This window comes from Actinokineospora bangkokensis (assembly GCF_001940455.1).
Taxonomy (GTDB): domain Bacteria; phylum Actinomycetota; class Actinomycetes; order Mycobacteriales; family Pseudonocardiaceae; genus Actinokineospora; species Actinokineospora bangkokensis.
Map to the genome: position 1 here is coordinate 41,253 of NZ_MKQR01000006.1, position 23,418 is coordinate 64,670.

General features: G+C 76.7%; 5 protein-coding genes. All 5 read left to right on the forward strand.

From position 1 onward, the window contains the following. Positions 1-45 precede the first annotated feature (45 nt). Genes BJP25_RS03865 through BJP25_RS03885 form a run of 5 tightly spaced genes read left to right on the forward strand, consistent with a single transcriptional unit; the run spans position 46 to position 23,354 of the window. Positions 46-19,794: an SDR family NAD(P)-dependent oxidoreductase gene (locus tag BJP25_RS03865; RefSeq protein WP_269844517.1), complete on the forward strand. Its 19,749-nt coding sequence runs from the start codon at positions 46-48 to the stop codon at positions 19,792-19,794. Then, positions 19,791-20,726 (forward strand): LnmK family bifunctional acyltransferase/decarboxylase, encoded by a 936-nt coding sequence (locus tag BJP25_RS03870; protein WP_075973387.1) that lies wholly within the window; start codon positions 19,791-19,793, stop codon positions 20,724-20,726. Before BJP25_RS03865 ends, BJP25_RS03870 begins: the two co-directional genes overlap by 4 nt. After that, positions 20,726-20,980, forward strand: a complete 255-nt coding sequence (locus BJP25_RS03875) for a phosphopantetheine-binding protein (protein WP_075973388.1) — start codon at positions 20,726-20,728, stop codon at positions 20,978-20,980. The genes BJP25_RS03870 and BJP25_RS03875 overlap by 1 nt, the downstream gene beginning before the upstream one ends. Then, positions 20,977-22,209 carry a hydroxymethylglutaryl-CoA synthase family protein gene (locus tag BJP25_RS03880; RefSeq protein ID WP_075973463.1) on the forward strand — a complete coding sequence of 411 codons (1,233 nt, stop codon included), beginning with the start codon at positions 20,977-20,979 and terminating at the stop codon, positions 22,207-22,209. Before BJP25_RS03875 ends, BJP25_RS03880 begins: the two co-directional genes overlap by 4 nt. After that, positions 22,206-23,354, forward strand: coding sequence for an alpha/beta fold hydrolase (locus BJP25_RS03885; protein ID WP_075973389.1), 1,149 nt, complete (start codon positions 22,206-22,208; stop codon positions 23,352-23,354). The genes BJP25_RS03880 and BJP25_RS03885 overlap by 4 nt, the downstream gene beginning before the upstream one ends. The last annotated feature ends 64 nt before the right edge of the window (positions 23,355-23,418 follow it).

The window sequence follows — 23,418 nt, forward strand, 5'->3', positions numbered from 1 at the left end:
CGGGTGCGGCGGGCCCCGCGATCGACCGGGACCGGAGGATGCGCCTTGTCCGCTGTCGAGTGCCGCGTGCGGCTGACGCACGACGACTTCATCATGCGCGGCCACCGCCTGCACGGGGTGTCGGTGATGCCCGGCGTGGTGTTCTTCGACCTGGTGCACCGGGCCCTGGCGGGCGCGGGCCGGGACCTGTCCGGGGTGGTCGTGCGCGACACCGTGCTCGTCGAGGCCATCGCCACCGCGCCGGGCCGCGACCGCGAGGTGCTGCTGGTGGTCGACGACGACGGCGGGTTCACCGTGCGCAGCCGGTGGGTCGACGAGGACGGGTGGCGCGACAACGCCCGCGGCACCGTCGCCCGCACCACCGACCCGCTGCCGCCGCGCGTGGACGTCGCCGCCCTGCGCGCCGCCGCGGTGCGGACCACCGACGTCGCGGAGCTGTACGCGCGCGCCCGGGCCGAGGGGATCTCCCACGACGCGCCGATGCGCTGCACCGGCGTGCTCCACCACCTGCCCGACGGCGGGGTGCTGGCCGAGCTGACCCGCGAGGTGCCCACCGGGGTCGACGGGTTCCACCTGCACCCCGCCACCCTCGACGCCACGACGCTCGCCGGGTTCGCCGTGGTGCCGATGCCCACCGCCGACCCGTTCATCCCGATGTTCGTGCGCGAGCTGCGCGCGCCCGGCCGGTTGCCCGAGCGGTGCTTCGTGCACGTGCCGCGCCCGGAGCGGCTGGCCGGGTCCGGTGACGTCATCACCACCGACTACGCCGTGCTCGACGAGCGCGGGGAGTTCCTGGCCGGGTTCACGGGCCTGACGTGCAAGCGGATCCGCGAGCCCCGGCTGATCGAGCGCCTGCTGGACGCCCCGCCCGCTGCCGCCGACCGCGCGGCCACGCCCGTCGCCGCGTCGGGGTCGGGCCTGGTCGAGCGGGTGCGGGCGCTGGTGGCCGCGCACCTGGGCCGGGCGCCGCAGGAGGTGGCCACCGGGGTCGGGTTCTACGAGCTGGGGTTCGACTCGGTGGCGCTGCTCCAGCTCACCAAGGAGGTCTCCGAGCTGGTCGGGGCCGAGCTGTACCCGACGCTGCTGTTCGAGCACAGCACCGTCGACGCCCTCGCCGCCCACCTCGCGGAGCACCACGAGGTCGCGCCCGCGACGGCGGCGCTGGTGTTCACCGACGAGTGGGTGGCCGAGCCGTCGCCCGGGGTCTTCGCCGGGGACGTGCGGCTGGTCGCCGACCACGACGTGCCCGGGTTGGGCGGCGGCGACGGCTCCGGGCCGGTCGTCGTGGTGGCGGACGACCCGGCGGCGGCGCTGTGGCGCACCGCGGGGACGTTGCTGCGGTCCGGGCCACTGGACCTGGTCGTGGTGTCCGCTGTGGAGGGTGCCGAGCAGTTCGCCGCGGGCGCCGTGGCGCGGACGCTGTCCGCCGAGGTGCCGGGCCTGCGCTGCCGGTTCGTCCACGTCGACGGCGACACAGGCATCGCCGCCGCCGTGCGGGCGGAGTTGGCCGCGCCGGTCGAGGCCGAGGTGCGGTACCGGGCGGGGCGGCGGTTCGTGCGCCGGTGGCGGGAGGTGCCCGCCGGGGGCGGGGAGCCGTTCCGCGACGAGGGGGTCTACCTGATCACCGGCGGCGCCGGGGGGCTGGCGGGTCTGCTGGCGCGGGACCTCGCGGGCGCGCACCGGGCGCGGATCGCGCTGGTGTCGCGCTCGGCGCCCGACCCGGCGGTCGTCGCGGACTGCGAGCGGGCGGGCGGGCGGGTGCTCGTGCTCGCCGCCGACGTCACCGACGCCGAGCAGGTGCGGCAGGCGGTCGAGCGCACGAGGGCCCACTTCGGCGCCCTGCACGGCGTCCTGCACTGCGCGGGCACCCGCGACGACGGCCTGTTCTTCCGCGGCGACCCGGCCGACCTCGACGCCGCCGCGGCCCCGAAGCTGCTCGGCGCGCGCCACCTCGTCGACGCGACCGAGGACCTGGACTTCCTGGTGTCGTTCGGGTCGTCGTCCGCGGTGGTGGCGAACCCGGGGCAGGCCGCCTACGCCTACGGCAACGCGTGCCTGGAGCACGTGCCGGGGGCGACGGTGATCGCCTGGCCGTACTGGGCCGAGGGCGGCATGGCGGTGCCCGAGCACGTGGTGGCCCGCTCGCGGGAGACGACCGGTCAGGCGCCGCTGCCGTCGGCCGCCGGGCTGGCCACCCTGCGCGCCGCGCTCACCCGGCCCGAGCGGTCGCTGCTGGTCCTGCACGGCGAGCCCGACCGCGTCCGCGAGCTGCTGCCCGCCGCCCCCGAGCGGACCCCGGCGGCGGCCCCGGCGGTCGCGGCGGCCCCGGTGGTGCCGGACGCCGAGGACGGGATCGCGATCATCGGGATGGCGGGCCGCTACCCCGGCGCGGCCGACCTCGACGCGTTCTGGGCGAACCTGGTCGGCGGCGTGGACTCCATCACCGAGGTCCCCGGCGACCGGTGGGACCACGCCGCCGTGTACGACCCCGAGCGCGGGGTGCCCGGCCGCACCTACGGCCGCTGGGGCGGGTTCGTCGACGGGGTGGACCGGTTCGCGCCCACCTTCTTCGGCATCTCCCGGCGCGACGCCGAGCGGATGGACCCGCAGGAGCGGCTGTTCCTCACGACCTGCTGGCGCGCGCTGGAGGACGCCGGGTACCCGCCCGCCGCGCTGGCCGGGGAGGTCGTCGGCGTCTACGTCGGCGTCATGTGGAACCACTACCAGCTCGCGGCGGGCGCCGAGGACGGCGTGGCGCCCTCGGCCATGCACTGCGCCATCGCCAACCGCGTCTCCTACACCCTCGACCTCACCGGGCCCAGCCTGGCCGTCGACACCGCGTGCTCGTCGTCGCTGGTCGCGGTGCACCTGGCCTGCGAGAGCATCCGGCGCGGGGAGTGCACGGCCGCGCTCGTCGGCGGGGTCAACGTCACCGTGCACGAGCAGAAGTACCTCCAGCTCGCCCAGGGGCAGTGGCTCTCCGACGACGGCCGGTGCCGGGCGTTCGGCGCGGGCGGCACCGGCTACGTCCCGGGCGAGGGCGTCGGGGCGGTGCTGCTCAAGCCGCTGGCCAGGGCCGTCGCGGACGGGGACCGGGTGCTCGGCGTGGTGCGCGGCACCGCGGTGAACCACACCGGCCGCACCGCGGGCGCCACCGTGCCCAGCCCGCGCGCCCAGGCCGACCTCATCGAGCGGGCCCTGCGCACCGCGGGGTGGTCGGCCGACTCGGTGTCCTACGTGGAGGCGCACGGCACGGGCACCGCGCTGGGCGACCCGATCGAGGTGGACGGGCTGCGGCAGGCGTTCGCCGGTGCCCGCTCGTGCGCCCTCGGGTCGGTGAAGTCCAACGTCGGGCACCTGGAGGGGGCGGCGGGCGTCGTCGCGCTCACCAAGGTGCTGCTCCAGCTGCGGCACCGGACGCTGGTGCCCTCGCTGCACGCCGACGAGCCCAACCCGCAGATCGACTTCGCCTCGACGCCGTTCCACGTCCAGCGCTCGGTGCGGCCCTGGGAGGGCGAGCGGCTGCGGGCGGGGATCAGCGCGTTCGGCGCGGGCGGCACCAACGCGCACGTGCTCGTCGAGGGGTTCGAGCAGGGACCCGGCCAGGCCACCGGGCCCGACGTGGTGCTGCTGAGCGCGCACGACGAGCACGACCTGCGGGCCCTCGCGCTGGCCCTCGCGGACGCGCTGCCCACGGGCGCGGTGGCCGAGGTCGCCGCGCTGCTCGGCGTGCCGGAGTCGGCGGTGCCGGAGTCGGCCACCCTGGGTGAGCTGGGGCTGCGGCCGGACGACCTCGTCGCGCTGGTCGGCCCCGAGGCCACGGCCCGGTGCACCACCCACACCCCGGTCGCGGACCTGGCGGTGGACGGTCCCGTGGGCGACATCGCCTTCACCACGCAGGTCGGGCGCGCCGAGTTCGCGGTGCGGGCCGCCGTCGTGGTGGGCGGGACCGCCGAGCTGCGGACGGCGCTGCGCCGCTTCGGCGCGGGGGAGCCCGGGTCCGGGGTCATCGAGTCCGGGGAGCTGGTGGCCGAGCCGGGGGCGCTGCTGGCCGCCGGGGCGCTGCCCGAGGTCGCCGGGCACTGGGTGGCGGGCGGCGCCGTGCCGTGGGCCGAGCACCGGCGCGGCCGCCGCCGCGTGGGGTTGCCCGGGTACCCGCTGGCCGAGGAGCGGTGCTGGGTGGGCCGGTGGGCCGCCCGGGGGTCGGTGCCCACCCGAGTCGAGGAGGTCCCCGTGCCTGACGTGCCCAGCGCGCCCGAGGTCGTCGAGGTGCCCGAGGTGGTGCTGCCCGCGGTGGCGGGCGACGGGCCGGAGGTGGAGCTGCGGGTGCTCGACCACGGCATCGGGCTGGTGGTGCTGCGCTCGCCGATGTTCACCCCCGGCCTGCTCGACGGGTTGGCGGCGGTGTTCGCCGAGGTCGGCTCCCGGGCGGACGTGCGGGTCGTGGTGGTGTCGTGCGACGGCCCGGTGTTCAGCATGGGCGGCACCCCGGAGGCGTTGCGCACCCTGGCCGAGGGCGGCGGCACGTTCACCGACGCCGCGATCGTCTACGAGGGCATGCTGCGCTGCCCGCGGCCGGTGGTGGTCGCGGCGGCGGGGCACGCCTCCGGCGGCGGGTTGGCGTTCGCCTGCTACGGCGACGTGGTGCTGCTGGGGGAGGAGTCCGTCTACAGTGCGAACTTCGCCAAGTACGGGTTCACCCCCGGCATGGGCGCCACCTACGTGCTGGAGCGCAGGCTGGGCGCGGCCGTGGCGGCGGAGATGATGCTCACCGGGCGTGGGCTGTCCGGCGCCGACCTGCGGGCCCGGGGCGCCGGGGTCTCGGTGCTGCCGCGCGAGCGGGTGCTGCCCGCCGCGCTGGAGGCGGCGAAGGCGATCGCGGCGCACCCGGCGAAGGTGACCGCGGCGCTCAAGGCCGAGCTGGCCGGGCGGGCGCTGCGCGCGCTGCCCGAGGTGATCGACAGCGAGGTCCGCATGCACCGCGACGTGCTCGGCGCGGACGCGGCGGCGCTGGTCGTGGACCGCTTCGCCAAGGCGCCCGCGGCGCCGCAGGACCCCGTCGCGGCCCCCGTCCCGCAGGCCCCGCCCGCGCCGCTGGTCCCGGTCGCCGTGCCCGCGGGGCCGTCGGCGGACGAGGTGGGCGCGGCGGTGGTCGCGGCCGTGGCCGGGTTGCTCTACCTGGAACCCGCCGAGGTGACGCCCGCGCGGACGTTCTCCGAGATGGGCCTGGACTCGATCGGCGCCGTGGAACTGGTGCGGGAGTTGAACTCGCGCTTCGGCACCGACCTGGACTCGGTGACGGTGTACGACCACCCCACCACCACGGCCATGGCGGACGCGGTGCTGGCGGCGGTGGCGGAGAGCGCGTCCCTGCGGGCGCAGGCCGAGGCGCCCGCGCAGCCCGCAGAGCCGGTGGGGGTCGTCGACCTCGTGGTGCTGGAGCCGGTCGCCGCGCCTGCCGTGCCCGCGCGCGGCGCGTCGGGCACGGTCGTGCTCGACCCCGTCGAGCAGCCCGCCGCCCCGGCCGAGCCTGTCTCGGTTGAGCCCGCCCCGGTTGAGCCCAGTCCGGTTGAGCCCAGTCCGGTTGAGTCCATCGCCGTGGAGCCCACCCCCGCCGGGCCGGTGCCGATCGCGGTGGTGGGCATGGCGGGCCGCTTCCCCGGCGCCGCCGACCTGGACGAGTTCTGGGCGAACCTCGACGCGGGGCGCTCGCTGGTCGAGGAGGTCCCCGCCGCGCGGTGGGACCTTTCCGGCCTCTACGACCCCGACCCGGGGGTGCCCGGGAAGACCGCGAGCAGGTGGGCGGCGCTGCTGTCCGATGTGGACGCCTTCGACGCCGGGCTGTTCCGGGTCTCGCCGCTGGAGGCCGAGGCGATGGACCCGCAGCAGCGGCTGTTCCTGGAGCAGGCGTGGGCCGCCCTGGAGCACGCCGGGTACGGCGGCACCCCGATGCGGTGCGGGGTGTTCGTCGGCTGCGCGGCCGGGGACTACCAGCTGCTCCTGGACGAGGCGGGCGCGGCGGGCACCAGCGAGGCGTTCCTGGGTTCGTCGGCGTCGATCCTGCCCGCGCGCATCGCCTACCTGCTCGACCTGACGGGCCCGACCGTCGCGGTGGACACGGCGTGCTCGTCGTCGCTGGTCGCGGTGCACCTGGCGTGCGAGAGCATCCGCTCGGGCGACTGCGACACCGCGGTCGCGGGTGGGGTCGCGGTGATGAGCACGCCGCGGATGCAGGTGTGGACGAGCCAGGCGGGCATGCTCTCGCCCACCGGCCGCTGCGCCCCGTTCGACACGGCCGCCGATGGCATCGTGCTGGGGGAGGGCGTCGGCGCGGTCGTGCTCAAGCGGCTCGACCGGGCGCTCGCCGACGGCGACACCGTGCACGGCGTGATCCGGGCCAGCGGCGTCAACGGCGACGGGCGCACCAACGGCATCACCGCGCCCAGCGCCACCTCGCAGGCGGAGCTGCTGCGGGCCGTGCACGCCGCGGCCGGGGTCGAGGTCACCTACGTGGAGGCCCACGGCACCGGGACGCCGCTGGGCGACCCGATCGAGGTCAAGGCGCTGCGACAGGTCGTGGGGGAGCAGTGCCGGATCGGGTCGGTGAAGGCCGCCATCGGACACACCACCATGAGCGCGGGCATCGCCGGGCTGCTGAAGGTGCTGCTGTCGCTGCGCCACCGCAGGCTCGTCGGCACCCCGGGCGTGGGGGACGACGTCCCCGGCCTGCCGGTCGTGCGCGGGTCGCTGCCGTGGGACGGGGACCACCTGGCAGCGGGGATCAGCTCGTTCGGGTTCAGCGGCACCAACTGCCACGTCGTCGTCTCCGAACCGCCGCGTCCCCTGCCCCGGAGCACGCCCGCCGGAGCGGCCGTGGTGCCGCTGTCCGCCCGCACCCCGGAGGCGCTGAGCGCGCTGCGCGAGCGGCTTGCCGCGCACCTGGCCAGCACCCGTCCTGCCCTGCACGACGTGGCCGCGACCCTCGCGCACGGGCGGGCGCACTGGGGGGTCCGCGCCGCGTTCGTGGCCGACGACCTCGACGACCTGGTGCGCCAGCTGCGGGAAGGCCCGCGGGAGGGTGCGGGGGCAGCGTTCGACCTCGCCCGGCGCTGGCAGGCGGGCGAGCAGGTCGAGTGGCCCGCCGGGGGCGGGCGCGTCCCGCTGCCCACCTACCCGTTCGCGCGTGACCGGTTCTGGGTCGGCGGTGCGCGGCGGAGCGTCGACCCCACCGACCCGGTGGTGGCCGATCACACCGTGGGCGGGACGGCCCTGCTGCCCGCCGCGTACTTCCTGCGCGCGGCCACCGAACGCGGCACGGCCCTGACGGGGGTCACGTGGGTGCGGCCGGTGCCGGTGGAGGGTGCTGTGGGTGTGCGCGTCGTGGAGGGCGCGCGGGTGAGCCTGGAGGTCGACGGGGTGGAGTGCGCCTCGGCGAAGGTGGGCGCGGTTGGACCGGGGAGCGTGCCGGTGCCCGGGTCCTGCGAGCGCGTCATCGCCGGGGTCGAGCTGTATGCGGCGTTCGAGCGCGGTGGCGTGCGGTACGGGCCGTCCTTCCAGGTCGTCACCGAGGTTCGCGCGGGGGAGGGGGAGGCCGTCGCGGGGCTGCGCACCTGGCCGGGTGACGAGGTGCAGATGCTGGACGGGGCCATGCAGGTCGCTGCTGTGCTCGGCGCGGAATCGACGCGGCCAGTGTTGCCGTTCGCCGTGGAATCGGTGTGGGTGGCGCCGCAACTGCCCGCGGAGGCGCGGGTGCACGTGGTGGCGCGCGGGACCGACCGGTTCGACGTCACGGTGTTCGACGACACGGGCGTGCTGGCGCGGCTGTCGGGGCTGGTGCTGCGGCCCGCGCCCGAGGACAAGGGGCCGGGGCGGTTCGTCCCGGTGTGGCGGGCGACAGAGCCTCTGCCGCCGCGCGACGCGGGACGGGTCGCCGTGGTGCACACCGCGGCGGACACCGCGCTGGCGCTCGCCTTGCGGCCCGAGGTGATGGTGCCGCTGGGAGAGGTCCCGGCGGGGACGTTCGACACGCTCGTCGTCGCGGTGCGGCCGGATGACCCGGCGGCTCCCGTCGACCGGGACCCCTCGGTGGGGCAGGCCTTCGCGCTGGTCCGCTCGCTGCTCGACGCCGGGCGCGACCGCGATCCGCTGAGCGTGGTGTTCGTCGTGGCGGGCACGCAGGCCGTGGACGACGAACCGGTGCGCCCGCACACGGCGGGGGTCGTCGGCCTGGCGAGCGCGCTGGGGGCCGAGGTCCCCGCGTGGCGGGTGTCCTGCGTGGACATCGGCTGGTCGGGACCCGCCGGGTACGCGGAGGCGCTGCTGCGGGAGGACGGCCGGGAACGGCTGGTGGCCCTGCGGGGTGAGCGCAGGTTCGTGCGGCAGCTGGAACCCGCTGCTCCGCCCGCTGGTGAGGTTCCGCTGCGCCACAACGGCGTCTACGTGGTCGTGGGCGGCAGCGGCGGCCTGGGGACGGCGCTGACCCGGCACCTCGTGCGGACGCGCGACGCGCGGGTGGCCTGGCTGGGCCGGAACCCCGTGGGCGCCGACGTGCTGGCCGAGTTCGGCGGGGCCGTGCGGCACTGGGTCGCGGACTGCGCCGACCCGCGGGCGGTGCGGGCGGCGCTCGCGGACGTGCGCCGGGAGTGGGGGCCGATCAACGGCGCCGTGCACTCCGCGCTCAACCTGCGTGACCGCACCCTGGCGGCGATGACCCCCGACGACCTGCACGCCGTGCTTCGGGCGAAGACGACCGGGGTCGTCGCCCTGGCGGAAGCCCTGCGCGGTGAGCCGCTGGACTTCCTCGCCCTGTTCTCGTCCGCGTTGTCGTTCGCGCCCGCGCCCGGCCAGGGCAACTACGCCGCCGCAAGCGCTTTCGAGGACGCGTGCGGGCACTGGTTGCGGGGTCGAGGCGTGCCCGCGAGGGTGGTCAACTGGGGGTTCTGGGGCTCGGTGGGCGCGGTGGCCGACGTGGACCACGCCGCGAGGTTCGCCGAGCTGGACATCGCCTCCATCGAGCCCGCCGCGGGGATCGCGGCGTTCGAGCGGGTGCTCTCGGGCGAGCAGACGCAGGTGGCCGTGCTGGCGGGCGGCCCGGAGGGCCTGTCGCGCCTCGGGGTCGCCGCGGCCGGGGCCGCAGACCCGGTGGCGCGCTCGCGGGAGGGGTTCGCGGCGCTCGACCGGTTGGCCGTGGAACTCGTCCGCGGCGTCGCCCTGCCCGACACCGCCCCCGCCGGGCTCAGGCCGCTGCGCGCCGCCGTGGCGGACATGCAGGCCCGGCCGGTGACCGCCACCACCGCAGGCGACGTCCTGCGCTCGCACCCCGACTTCGCCCCGCACCTGGAACTGCTGGGGCAGTGCGCGGCGGGCCTGCCGGACGTCCTGGCGGGCAGGCGGGCCGGGACGGAGGTGCTGTTCCCCGGGGGCTCTGCCGATCTCGTCGGCACCGTCTACCGGGCGCAGGCCGTCACCGAGCAGTACCACCGGCTGCTGGCCGACGAGGTGGCCAAGGCCGTGCGCGGCAAGCCCTCCGCGCGGGTGCTGGAGATCGGCGCGGGCACCGGGTCCGCGACGGCCCACGCCCTGCCCGCCGCGGCGGGCGCCCACTACACCTACACCGACGTGTCCACGGCGTTCCTGCGCCAGGGCGAGGACGAGTTCCCCGGCGCCGAGTTCCGGGTGCTCGACATCGAGCAGGACCCGGCGGCCCAGGGGTTCTCCGCCCAGTACGACGTGGTGCTGGCCACCAACGTCCTGCACGCCACCGCCGATGTCGCCACCGCCGTCCGGCACGCCCTCGCGCTGCTGCGGCCGGGCGGGGTGCTGCTGGTCAACGAGGTGACGCGGGCCTCGGACTTCCTCACCACGACGTTCGGCCTGCTGCCCGGGTGGTGGCGCTCGGCGGACGCGGGCAAGCGGCTGCCGCACTCGCCGCTGCTCTCGCCCGCCGGGTGGCGGTCGGTGTTCACCGAGGTGGGCGCGCGCGTGCGGGTCGTCGGGTTGGCCGGGGTGGCCGACGACGACCAGGAGCAGTGCGTGCTGGTGGCGGCGCCCGCGCCGGTGGGGCGCTCGGCGGTCGACTACGTGCGGCAGGTGTTCGCGGAGGTGCTGCGGTTCCGACCGTCCGAACTGGACGAGCGGGTCACGTTCGACTCGTTCGGGGTGGACTCGCTGATCGCGCAGCGGGTGGTGCGCCGGTTCGAGGCCGACCTCGGTGACCTGCCCGCGACGCTGCTGTTCGAGCACACCACCATCACCGACCTCGCCGCGCACCTCGCCGCCCACCACGGCGTCGGGACCGCGCCCGAGCCCGCGGCTGAGCCCATCCCCGTGCCCGTGCCGGTTCCCGTGCCGCAGGCGGCACCCGCCGACGACGACCGGATCGCGGTGGTGGGGCTGGCCGGGCGCTTCCCCGGCGCCGCCGACCTCGACGAGTTCTGGCAGCTGCTCGTGCAGGGCCGCAGCGCCGTCACCGAGGTGCCCGCCGACCGGTGGGACTGGCGCGAGCACTTCGACCCGCGGCGCGGCACCGCCCAGCGCAGCTACGGCCGGTGGGGCGCGTTCCTCGACGGCGTGGACCGGTTCGACCCGGCGTTCTTCGGCATCCTGCCGCGCGACGCCGCCGCCACGGACCCGCAGGAGCGGCTGTTCCTGGAGACCGCGTGGCTGCTGCTGGAGGACGCGGGCTACCTCGGCGGCGCGAAGGTGCGCGACACCGGGGTGTTCGTCGGCACGATGTACGGCTCCTACGGGCGGATCGCGGCCGCGCAGGGCTGGCCGCGGGGCCGCTACGGCGACGGGTACTCCTCGTACTGGTCGATCGCCAACCGCGTCTCGCACACCCTCGACCTCACCGGCCCCAGCTTCGCCGTCGACTCCGCGTGCTCGTCGTCGCTGACGGCGGTGCACCTGGCCTGCGAGAGCATCCGGCGCGGCGAGTGCGCGATGGCCATCGCGGGCGGGGTGAACCTGGTGCTGCACCCCGCGCACCTGATCGCCCTGTCGTCGATGACGATGCTCGCCGCCGACGGCGCCTGCAAGGTCTTCGACGAGCGCGCGGACGGGTTCGTGCCCGGCGAGGGCGTGGGCGCCGTGCTGCTCAAACCGCTGGCCGCCGCCCTGCGCGACGGCGACCGGGTGCTGGGCGTTGTCGAGGGCGGCGCGGTCAACGCCTGCGGGCGCACCGCCGGGTACACCGTGCCCAGCCCGGCCGCGCAGGCCGAGGTCGTGCGCCGGGCGCTGGCCGCCGCGGGCGCCGACCCGGCGTCGGTGGACTACGTGGAGGCGCACGGCACCGGCACCGCCCTGGGCGACCCCATCGAGGTCGCGGGCCTGGCCTCCGCGCTCGGCCCGCGCGCCCGGTGCGCCATCGGGTCGGTGAAGGCCAACGTCGGGCACCTGGAGGGCGCCGCGGGCATCGCGGGGCTGACCAGGGTGCTGCTCCAGTTCGCGCACCGCACGATCGCCCCTTGCGCCGGGCTGACCGAGGTCAACCACCGGATCGCGCTGCCGGACGGGGTTGTGCTGCCCACCGCGGCGGTGCCGTGGGAGTCGCCCGGGTTGGCGGCGGTGAGCGCGTTCGGCGCAGGCGGCGCCAACGCCCACCTGGTGCTGTCCGGGCCACCCGCGCCCGCTCCCGCCGTGGTCGTGCCCGGGCCGCACGCGGTGGTGCTGTCCGCCCGCACCCCCGCCGAGCTGGACAGGCTCGTGGCCGCGGTGGCCGACCAGGTGGCCGTGAGCAGGCCGGAGCTGGGCGCGCTCGCCCACTCCACGCAGGTGGGGCGCGCTGAGCTGGCCCACCGGTTCGCCGTCGTCGTGTCCGATGTGGACGAGCTGGTGGCCGCCCTGCGGTCCGGCGGGCACCGGGGCACCGGCGACGACGCCGTGCGGGCGGTGTTCACCGGGGAGGGCGGGGCCGGGCTGGTCGAGGACCTGCTGGCCCGGCGCGCCCTCGACCGGCTCGCGGCGATCTGGGTGGCCGGGGTGGACGTCGACTGGGCGCGGCTGTGGGAGCGGCGCCCGCGGCGGGTGGCGCTGCCGCCGTACCCGTTCACCCGGCAGCGGCTCTGGCTGCCCGAGCCCGCCGAGCCCGCTGCGTCGGCTGAGCCCGCTGCGTCCGCTGCGTCCGCGCGCCCGTGGCTCACCGAGCACGTCGTGGACGGCAGGCCCGTGCTGCCCGCCGCCGCCTCCCTCGACCTCATGCGCGCCGAGGCGGGCGCGTCGGCGCTGACCGGGGTGCGCTGGCTCGCGCCGCTGCACCTGGACACCGCGACCCCGGCCGTGACGATCGCCGCGGGCGTTGTGACGGTGTCCGCCGGGGCGCTCACGGCCGCCACCGGCACCGCGGCGGACGGGCGGCTGCCCGCGCGCGTCGACCTCGCTGCGGTGCGGTCGCGGTGCACTACGCGGGTCGAGCCGGACATCGTCTACGCGGGGCTGCGGGCGGGGGGGCTCGACCACGGACCGGGCCTGCGGGTGCTGCGGGAGGTGCTGGTCGGTGATGGCGAGCTGCTGGCGCTCGTGGCCGCCGCTGACTTCGTGCGTGCCGTCGACGGTGCCCTGCAAGCGCTTGCGGCCCTGCCCGGCGAGGCGGGCCCGCGCGTTCCGGTCGGCTTGGACGCGCTCACGTGGGCTCCCACCCTGCCGGAGCGGTTGTGGGTGCACGCCTTGGAGGAGGCACCCGCGCCCGGTGAGCGGCGGTTCACCCTGCGGCTCGTGGACGACGACGGGTCGGTGGTGATCGGGCTGGACGGCTTGCGCGTCGCGGGCCCGGCGCCGGACCCGTGCGCGTACCTGCGGCCGGAGTGGGTGGCGGCCGAGCCGCGGCCCGCCGTCGCCGGCCCGCCCGCCGTGGTGCTGCGCCTGCCCGCGGACGCCGCCACCGACCCGCACCCGCTGCGGGCGCTCCTGCGGGTGGTCAACGAGCACGCCGCGGGGGCCGAGCCGGTGCGGGTCGTCGTGGCCTGCGTCGACGACAGGCCCGAGCACGTCGCCCTCGCCGCCGCGCTGCGGTCGGTGGCCATGGAGCACGGCGGCTTCTCCGGTGCGTTGGTGCACGGCGAGCCCACCCCCGCCGACCTGCACCACACCGCGGGGGCGGCGGAGGAACGCGTGGAGGAGGTCCGGTACGCCGGTGGAGTCCGCCAGGTGCGGCGCATGGTGGAGTTCACGCCCGCTCACCCCGCACCCGCGCGCACCGGCGGGGTGTACCTGGTGGTCGGCGGCACCGGCGCGATCGGGCGGCACATCGCGGAGCACCTGCGCACGTCCAGGGCCGCGAGCGCTGTCGTGGTGGCCGGGCGGGCGGACGCCGACGTCACCGACGAGGCCGCCGTCCGCGCGCTGATCGCCCGGGTGCGCGCCGAGCACGGCAGGCTCGACGGGGTCGTGCACGCGGCCGGGGTCCGCGACGACGCCCGCGCGGTGGGCAAGGCCCCCGCGCGGGTCGACGCGGTGCTGGCGCCCAAGGTGGCGGGCGCCCGCGCGCTGTCCGCCGCGCTCGCCGGGGCGGACCTGGAGTTCTTCGCCCTGTTCTCCTCCGTCGCGGGCCGCACCGGCAACGCGGGGCAGGTGGACTACGCCTACGCCAACGCGTTCCTCGACGAGCACGCGGCGCGCACCCCGGGCGCGGTCTCGATCGCGTGGCCGCTCTGGGCCGACGGCGGCATGCGGGTCGACGAGCACACCGAGCGCCTGTTCGCCCAGCGCTACGGCACCGCCCCGCTCGGCACCGCCGAGGCGCTGCGGGCCTTCGACCGGGCGGTGTCCTGCGGCGAACCCGTCATCGCGGTCGTCCGCCCGGCGGTCGCGGCGCCCGAGAGGTCCACTGTGGAGCGGTCCGGTGCGCGGCCCGCGGACGTGCTGGGCACGCTGCGCGAGCTGGCGGCCGGGTTCCTGCTGGTGGACCCGGTGGAGGTCGACCCGGACCTGGAGCTGCTGGCGCTCGGGTTCGACTCCATCTCGCTCACCGGCCTGGTGAACGAGGTCAACACCGCCTTCGGGCTCGACCTGCTGCCCAGCACCCTGTTCGACCGCCCCACCCTGACCGCCTTCGCCGCGCTCCTGGCCGACCTCCTGCCCGCACAGCCCGAGCCCGCACAGCCCGAGCCCGTGCAGGCCACCCGGCTCGCCCCGGAGCCCGCCGCGGAACCGGCGCGGACCCCGGACGTGGGCGAGGACGCCATCGCGGTGATCGGCATGGCCGGGGTGATGCCCGGCTCGCCCGACCTGGGGGCGTTCTGGCGGCACCTGCGCGACGGCGACGACCTGGTGCGCCCGGTGCCCGCCGACCGCACCGACCTGCTCGCGGACCCGGCGGTCGCCGGGGTGCGCGCCGGGTTCCTCGACGACGTGCGCTGCTTCGACGCCGCGCACTTCGGCATCAGCGCCCGGGAGGCGGCGCTGATGGACCCCCAGCACCGGCTGTTCCTGCAGACCGCGTGGCAGGCCGTCGCCGACGCCGGGTACCGGCCGGACGCGGTCGCGGGCACGCGCACCGGGGTGTTCGTCGGGGTGTCCGCCTGCGACTACGACGACCTGCTGCGCGAGCACGGCGTGCCGGTGGAGGCGCACACCGCGAGCGGGCTGGCCGACTGCGTGCTGGCCAACCGGGTGTCCTACCTGCTCGACCTGCGCGGGCCCAGTGAGGCCATCGACACGGCGTGCTCGTCGTCGCTGGTGGCGGTGCACCGGGCGGTGCGGTCGCTGCTGGCGGGCGAGTGCGCGATGGCGATCGCGGGCGGGGTGAACGTGCTGCTCAGCCCGGGGCTGTTCGTGGCGTTCCAGGCGTCCGGGATGCTCGCGGGCGACGGCCGGTGCAAGACCTTCGACGCCGCCGCCGACGGCTACGGCCGGGGCGAGGGCTGCGGGGCGGTGCTGCTCAAGCCGCTGCGCGCCGCCCTCGCCGACGGCGACCAGGTGATCGGGGTGGTCCGGGGCAGCGCCGTCGGCCACGGCGGGCGCGGGGCGTCGCTGACCGCTCCGGCCCCCGCCGCGCAGGCCGAGGTGATCGGCCGGGCGGTGGCCGCCGCGGGGGTCGAGCCCGCCGCGCTGTCCTACGTCGAGGTGCACGGCACCGGGACGAAGCTGGGCGACCCGATCGAGGTGGAAGGGCTCAAGGCCGTCTTCGCCGGGGTCGACGGGCCGGTGCTGCTCGGCGCGGTGAAGACCGCGACCGGGCACCTGGAGGCGGCCGCGGGCATCGCGGGCCTGCTCAAGGTGCTCCTCGCGCTGCGCCACGGCGAGCTGCCGCCGACCCTGCACCAGCGCTCCCGCAACCCCATGGTGCGCCTGGGCGGCACGCCGTTCGAGGTGGTGGCGGCCAGGACGCCGTGGACCGGCGACCGGCTCGCGGGCGTCAGCTCCTTCGGGTTCGGCGGGGTCAACGCGCACGTCGTGGTGTCCTCGCCGCCGGAGGTGGCGCCGGTGGCCGCGGCCGGGCCGTGGCGGCTGGTGCTCTCGGCGTCGACCCCGCAGGCGCTGGCCGCCTACCGCGAGCGGGTGGCCGAGGCCGTCCCCGGCGGGGATCTGGCGCGGATCTGCTTCACCGCGCAGACCGGGCGGGCGCAGCTGGCCCACCGCTTCGCCGCGGTGGTGGCGGACCGGGCCGAGGCCGTGGCGGTGCTGACCGGCGCCGTCGCGCCGCGCCAGGACGAGGTGACGACGGCGTGGCTGTCCGGGGTGGACGTCGACTGGGACGCGGAGTGGGCGGTGCGGCCGACCCGGGTGTCGATCCCGGCGCCGCCGTTCGCCGCCACCCCGCACTGGTTCACCACCCCCGCGCGGCCCGCGGCCCCCAAGCTCGTCCTGCGCACCCCGGCCTCGGTGCGCCCGGTGACCGGGGCCCAGGACGAGGCGGCGGTGGTGGTGGAGCTGACGGTGCCCAAGCCCGTCGAACCCGCCCCCACCGCGCCGGAACCCTCGCCCACACCGGAGCCCGCGCCGGAACCCCTGCGCGCGGCCGGACCGGTGGAGGGGGACGTGGCGCGGGTGATCCGCGGCAGTGTCGCGGCGCTGCTCGGCGCGCACCCCGACGAGATCGCCGCCGACCAGGCCTTCTCCGACCTGGGCCTGGACTCGATCTTCCGGATGGAGCTGGCGCGCACCCTCACCGCCGCGTTTGGTGTGGAGCTGACCGCCGCGCAGCTCTACGAGCACGAGACGGTCGCCGACCTCGCCCACCTCATCGAGACCACCGCGGGCACCCCAGTCGAGCCACCGGCCACCCCGGCCGAACTGCTCGCCACCCGGGCCGAACCGAGGACCACCCCCGCGGACATGCCCGCCACCCCGGTTGCACCGGCCCCCACCCCGATCGACACCGTCCAGATCGACACCGCCCAGATCGACACCGCCCCGGCCGCGCAGGCCGTGGACGCGGTCGACCTGGACGGGGTGCTGGCCGAGGCGGTGCAGCGGCCCCTCGACCCGGCGCTGTCGTTCGCGGACAACGGCCTGACCTCGTTCGAGATGCTGCGCGTGGTCGCCGCCCTGGAGCACCGTTACGGGGCGCTGCCCAAGACCCTGCTGTTCGACCAGCCCACCGCGGGCGCGCTGCGGGCCTTCCTCGCCGAGCGCGACGCGCGGGAGGTCAGGCCCCGGGCGGTGGCCGCGGTTGACCTGGACGTGCCGTGGCTGCCCGCGGGCGGGCCCGCCACCTACCGCAAGCGCGACCTGCCGGGCCTCGGGGACCTGGCGGGCGTCGTGGCGGACCTGGACCGCCGCTACGCCAAGGAGGGCGGGCTCGCGGGCCGCGACATCGCCCCCTACGCCTTCCTCGACTCCGCCCGCGCGGGCTACGTCAACTTCTCCCGGCGCGGCGCGGACCTGTTCGCCTGGAGCTTCGTCGGCGCCGAGGACCACTTCACCGACCTGGTGGGGGAGTGGGTGCGGTGGGCGCGCGGGCACGGGCTGCGGCCCAACTTCCTGTCCCTGGTGGCGCTGGAGCGCGTGGCGGGCGAGGCGGTGTCGGCCACCCCGTTCGGCGCGGTGCAGCGGCTGGACGACCTGGCGTCGTTCACCACCGCGGGCGGGAAGATGCAGCGCCTGCGCTACCTCATCGGGCGCTTCCAGCGGGCGGGCGCGTGCCGCACCGAGGAGTACCGCATCGGCGACGACCCGGCCGTGGACGCGCGGATCGCGGCCATGGTCGACGCGTGGGGCGGGCACAAGCAGATGGTGAACCCGTACGTGTCGGTGGTGCGCGAGGAGATCAGCACCGGTCGGCTGGACCCCCGGCACCGGGTGTTCCTCACCAGCGTCGACGGCGAGCTGGTCAACGCCGTGATCATCACCAAGGTCCCGTCGGAGGACGGGTGGCTGCTCGACCTGGAGTTCTACCCCGACGACGCGCCGCCGGGCGGCCTGGAGCACGCCATCGTGCACATCCTGGAGAAGACCAGGGACGAGGGCTGCACGTCGTTCAGCTTCGGGGCGAGCTTCGGGGTGGCCATGGCCCGCTCGGCCAACGCCGACCCCGAGGTGGCCACCGCCATCGAGGAGCTGCACTCGGTGGGCGTGTTCGGCACCGGCAACTTCCAGTTCAAGAACAAGTTCCGGCCGGTGAACACGCCGATCTTCCTGTGCCAGCCCACCGGCGGCGAGCGCACCTCGGTCACCGACATCATCCTCATGATCGCCAACCCCGAGCTGACCGGCGGCGGTGCGCCCACCCCGGCCCCGACCCCCGCCCCGACCCCCAGCCCGGCACCGAGTCCTGTCCCGGCGCCGGTGCCGCGGGTGGCGGCCGACCCCGCCACCGAGCGGGGGCGGGCGGTGGTCCTGGCCGAGCACGGCCACAACGCCCTCACCGTGCCCGCCGAGCTGGTGCCGCTGGACCTGGTCACCGACTCGTGGGCCGAGCGCGTCGAGCCGTTCGTGGCCCGGCGGGCCGCGGAGCTGGACGCGCTGCCCGCGCCCCCGCTCACCGGGCACGCCTGGCTGCCGTTCACCGAGGTCGTGCCGGTGCGCTCCGGCCGGGCCGCCGAGGCGCTGCTGGCCCGGTGCCTGCCCGGTCGCCGTGCCGCCGTGCCGCACGCGGCGGTGTTCCCGAGCTGGTCGCTGTCGCTGTCGGAGGCCGGGTACGCGCCCGTGCGGGTCGGTGACGGGCGCGGGGTCGACCTCGCCGGGTTCGCCGAGGCGCTGCGCGACCCCGCCTCGTGCGTGGTCGTGGAGGCGGCCAACAACGCCGCGGGCGGCCACCCGCTGCGCCCCGCCGAGCTGGCGCGGCTCGCGGAGCTGGCCAGGGCCGCGGGCGCGCTGCTCGTCGTGGACGCCACCCGCGTGGTGGAGAACGGCGCGCAGCTCGACCCCGACGACCCGTGGGGCGCCGTGCGCGAGCTGCTCGGCCACGCCGACGCGGTGACGATGAGCCTGTCCAAGGACTTCGGCGTCGCCGCGGGCGGGCTGCTCGCCACGAACCACCCCGAGCTGGCCGCCCGCGTCCGCGAGGACGTCGCCACCCGCGGGTGGGACGTCGACCGGGGCGCCCGGCACCGCATCGCCGCCGCCCTGGCCGACACCGACCACGTGCTCGCCGCCGTGCGGGCCCGGATGGCCGCCGTGCGGGAGCTGGGCGAGCGGCTGCGCGCGGGCGGCATCCCCGTCGTCGAACCCGTCGGGGCGCACTGCGTGCTCGTCGACATCGCCCGGCTGCCCGCGTTCACCGCGCAGGCCCACCCGGTGATGTCCGCCCTGGCCTGGCTCTACCGGGGCACGGGCGTGCGCGGTGCCCCGCACCTGGCGGGCGACGGGTTGGTTCGGCTGGCAGTCCCGGTCGGACTCGGCCCGGACGACGTGCGCGGGCCCGCCGACCGGATCGTCGCCTTGGCGCAACCGGGCAGGCAGGTCGTGGAGCTGGTGACCGGCGGCCTGCGCAGCCCCGCCGAGGCGGCGCGGGCGGTGTACCAGCCGATCGAGCGGGTGCCCGAGGACGTGCGGCTCGCGCTGGCCACCGCACCGGTCCAGGGCGACGACAACGCCGCCGTGCTGCGGGAGCGCTGCCCTGGGCTGCGCAGGCAGGTCGTGCGGCTGAGCGGCGCGGACGTGGAGGTGTTCAGCGCGGGGGCGGGCAGCCCGGTGCTGCTGATGCACCCGTTCAACATCGGCGCGGGCGTGTTCGCCGACCAGTTCGCCGCGCTCTCCCGCGACCACCTGGTGATCTCGGTGCACCACCCCGGGGTCGGGGCGACGCGCGGGGTGGCCGACCTGCGGCTGCCCGGCCTGGCCGCGCTGGCCAGGGACGGCGCCAGGGCGGTCGGGGCGGTCGGGCCGCTGCACGTCGTCGGGGCGTCGTTCGGCGGGCTCGTCGCGCTGACCCACGCCGTCGAGTTCCCCGACGACACCGCGACCCTGGGCCTGCTCGGCAGCTCCTACCGCATCGGCAACCGGGTCGGGGAGATCAACCGGCTGGCCGACGTCGCCGCCGAGGACTTCGACCGGGTCATCGCCGCGGGCGCGGCGCACCTGGCCGGGGCGCGCGCCGAGCTGGAGCGCAGGCTGCTGCGCTGCGAGAGCATGGACCCGCAGACCGGGCTGCGCTACCTCGACGTGTTCGCCGCCAAGCCGAGCCTGCTCGACCGGCTCGACGCGGTGGCCGTGCCGACCCTGGTGCTCCAGGGCGCGCACGACACGGTGATCCCGCTCAAGACCGCGCACACCCTGCACGGCGCCATCCCGGACGCGACCTACGTCGAACTGCCCGACGCGGGCCACTTCCCCTACCTGACCGCCCCCGAGCGCACCAACGCCGAGCTGGCGGCCTTCCTCGCCGCGCACAGCAGGCAGGGGGTGGGCCGGTGAGCGCGCCGACCGCGGCGGGCCTGGCGCTGACCGGGCCGGACAGCACCACCCGCACCGAGGTGGTGAAGCCGGGCATGTGCGGGCCGGGGTCGCTGTTCGTCGGGGAGGTCGGGGACTGGACGTGGGACACGGTGAGCGCGGTGTGCCGCACCGACGCCTACACCGCCCGCGACGCGCTCGGCGCCCCGACCTACCTGGCGTTCCACTACTTCCACGTGCGCGGGGCGGGGTCGCTGAACCTGCGCGACCTCACCTTCGGCGCCCGGCTGCGGGTGGACTCGCGGGTGTTCGGCTTCGGCAGCGAGTCGGTGCTGACCCTGCACGAGGTGCGCGCGGGCGGGCCGCCCAGGGTGCTCGACCCGGACGCCTTCCACGCCTTCGCCGACCCGGACTGCCTCTACGCCAGCACGTTCAACCGGTGGGTGGTCCGCGGCGCCTCCGGCGGCAACGGCGACCTGCGCAGCGCCTCGCCCGCGGGCTTCGAGCACGAGCACCTGCCGCTGCTGCCCGCCGAGCACTCCCCGCGCCGCGCGCACGCCGCGCTGCGGGCGCTGGTGCCCGGGTTCGACGGGCCCGCGGGCGCCGACGCGCTCGACCTGGACTACCCGGTCGAGGCCGCGCGCGACCTCAACGGCGTGGGGCTGCTCTACTTCGCCGCCTACTTCGCCATCGTCGACTGGGGGTTGGTGCGGCTGTGGCGCCACCGCGGCGGCACCGACGCGGGGTTCCTGCGCCGGGTGGTGCTCGACCAGCGGGTCGCCTACCTGGGCAACGTCGACGCGGGCAGCGTGCTGCGGGTGCGGGTGCGCCGCGAGCCCGGCGGCACCGTCGCCGGGGCGGACGAGACGGTCAGCGCCCTGCTCACCGAGCGGGGCACCGGGCGGCCGATCGCGGTCGCCCGCCAGCAGGTCGACACCGGAGGTGGTGGCTGATGGGACGGGTGGAGGCCGATGGGGTGCGCCGGGTGGTGCACGAGGTGATCGGCGAGGTGCTGCCGGACGTGGCCGTCGACGGGATCAGCGGCAGCCAGCACCTGCGCGACCTCGGCGCGGACTCGGTGGAGCGGGTGGAGATCATCATGGCGGTGCGGGCCAGGCTCGGCGTGCGCGAGCCGCTGGGCAGCTTCGCCGCCCTGCCCGACCTCGACCGGCTGGTCGAGTTCCTGTGCGCGGTGCGACCGGCATGAGCGTGGGCATCGAGGCGCTCAACGCCCACTGCGGGGTCGCCGCCATCGACGTGCCCGCGCTGTTCGCCGGGCGCGGCCTGGACCCCGAGCGGCTGGGCAACCTGATGATGGCGCAGAAGTCGGTGGCGCTGCCCTTCGACGACCCGGTGACGCACGCGGTGAACGCGGCCAAGCCGGTCGTCGACGCGCTCGACCCGGCCGAGCGCGACCGGATCGAGCTGCTGGTGACCTCCACCGAGTCCGGTGTGGACCTGAGCAAGTCGGTGGCCTCCTACGTCCACCGCTACCTCGGCCTGGGCCCGCGGTGCAGGCTGCTGGAGGTCAAGCAGGCCTGCTACGCCGCCACCGGGGCGCTCCAGCTGGCCTGCGGGTACCTGGCCTCGGCGGCGCCGGGCACCAAGGCGCTGGTGATCGCCACCGACGTGTCCCTGGTGGACGAGGGCTCGGCCTACACCGAGCCCGCGATGGGCACCGGGGCCGCGGCGGTGCTGCTGGGCGACCGGCCCGCCGTGCTCGACGTCGACCTGGGCGCGCACGGCCTGCACAGCTTCGAGGTGTTCGACTCCGCCCGGCCCGCGCCCACCTTCGACGTGGCCGACTCCGACACCTCCCTGCTGGCCTACCTGGACTGCCTCAGCGCCTGCTTCACCGACTACGCCGAGCGGGTGGCCGACGTCGACTTCGCCACCACCTTCGCCGGGCTGGCCATGCACACGCCGTTCGCGGGCATCGTCCGCGCCGCGCACCGGGCGCTGGCCAGGGAGCACGGGGTGCGCGACGCCGCCGCCGACTTCGCCGCGAGGGTGGCGCCCGCGCTGGAGTACCCGCGGCGGGTGGGCAACCTGTGCTCCGGCTCGGTGTACCTGGCGCTGGCGAGCCTGGTGGACCACCTGCGGCCCACCGACCCGGTGCGCGTCGGCCTGTACTCCTACGGGTCCGGGTGCGCCGCGGAGTTCTACAGCGGGGTCGTCGACGCGGCCTCCACCGCGGCGGTGGGGCGGATGCGGATCGGCCAGCAGCTCGACGCGCGGTGCGCGCTGGAGTTCGACGAGTACAAGGCGCTGCTGGCCGAGAACGCCGCCTGCCTGGTGCCGACGGCGGAGCTGGACGTCGACCCCGGCCGCTGGGGGCACGTGCTCGACCGGGTGGGCGGGCGGCGGACCCTGCTGGCGCACACCGCGACCCGCGGCCACCACCGCCACTACGACTGGCTGGAGGTGGGCTCGTGAGGACCCTGGAGGACCTGGCGGCGGCGCTGCTGGACGCGGCGCCGCTGCTGGCCGAGCTGCCCGCGCCGGTGCGCGTGGCCTGCCCGGACCCGGGCGCCGCGGCCGCGCTGGGCAAGCTCACCGCCGCGCTGGGCCTGCCCGACCTCGTCCCGGTGCCCGACGGCACCGCGCTGGGGCCGTTCGAGCGGGTGCTCAGCGCGCACCTGGACCTCGCCGCCGAGCCCGTCCACGACGGCGATCCCGTTGCGGCGGCGGCAAAAGCAGCCGAATCGGACTTCGACGGACAAATGTCCACAGTGGACTTAACGGTGCCCGGTGCGCTACCCTGGGCAGTGCGCACCGCGGGGGATCCCCGGGATCCGGCGGTGCTGATCTGCCCGCCGTGCGGCATGCCCGCCCGGCTGCTGCGCGGCTGGGTGTCCGCACTGGCCCGCGAGCGGTTCGTCATCGTCCCCGACCCCCGTCTCGGGCCGGGGCCCGCGGGCACCACCGCCCAGGTCGACGACCTGCTGGCCGCGCTCGACGCGGTGGGCGCGCGCCGGGCGCACCTGCTCGGCCTGTGCGGCGGCGCCGTGCTCGCCGTGCTGCTCGCCCACCGCGACCCCGCGCGGGTGAGCTCGCTGAGCCTCTGGCACGGCGACTTCGACCTGGGCGACGAGGCCCCCAAGACCGACCACCAGCGCAACCTGGTGGCCCTGATGGCGGTGGCCGCGCGCGACGCGGCCAAGGCCGCCTCGGTGCACGCCGTCCTGGCGCACACCATGCTCGGCGCCACCCCGCCGCACCTGGCCCACCTGGTGCTGCTGCCCTACGCCCGCCCCGACCTGCTGCACCACTACTGCACCCGCAACGGCGCCATCATGGCCGCCGACCTGCGCCCGCACCTGGACCTGCCGCACCCGACCCTGGTGGTCACCAGCACCGACGACGCCACCGCGCACCCCGACGGGTCGCGCGCGGTCGCCGCCCGGCTGCCCGCCGCCACCCTGCGGGTGCTCCCGCACGGCGACCACCTGTCGCTGTTCCGCGCCGAACCCCACGTCCTCGACCTGGCCCTGGGGTTCCTGCGCGCCCAAGACCCCCCACCGGGGCGCCCCGGTGGCCGGGAACCCCATCCCCGCACCACAACCGAGGAGGACCCGTGAAGAAGACCCCGAAGAAGCTCACCGTCCGCAAGCTCGAGTCGGTCAAGGCCAGCGCGTCGGTGGT

Excerpts from the sequence above, each read along its gene's own strand:
- BJP25_RS03880 (WP_075973463.1), top strand. The coding sequence starts at position 20,977 with ATGAGCGTGGGCATCGAGGCGCTCAACGCCCACTGCGGGGTCGCCGCC.
- BJP25_RS03875 (WP_075973388.1), top strand. The coding sequence starts at position 20,726 with ATGGGACGGGTGGAGGCCGATGGGGTGCGCCGGGTGGTGCACGAGGTG.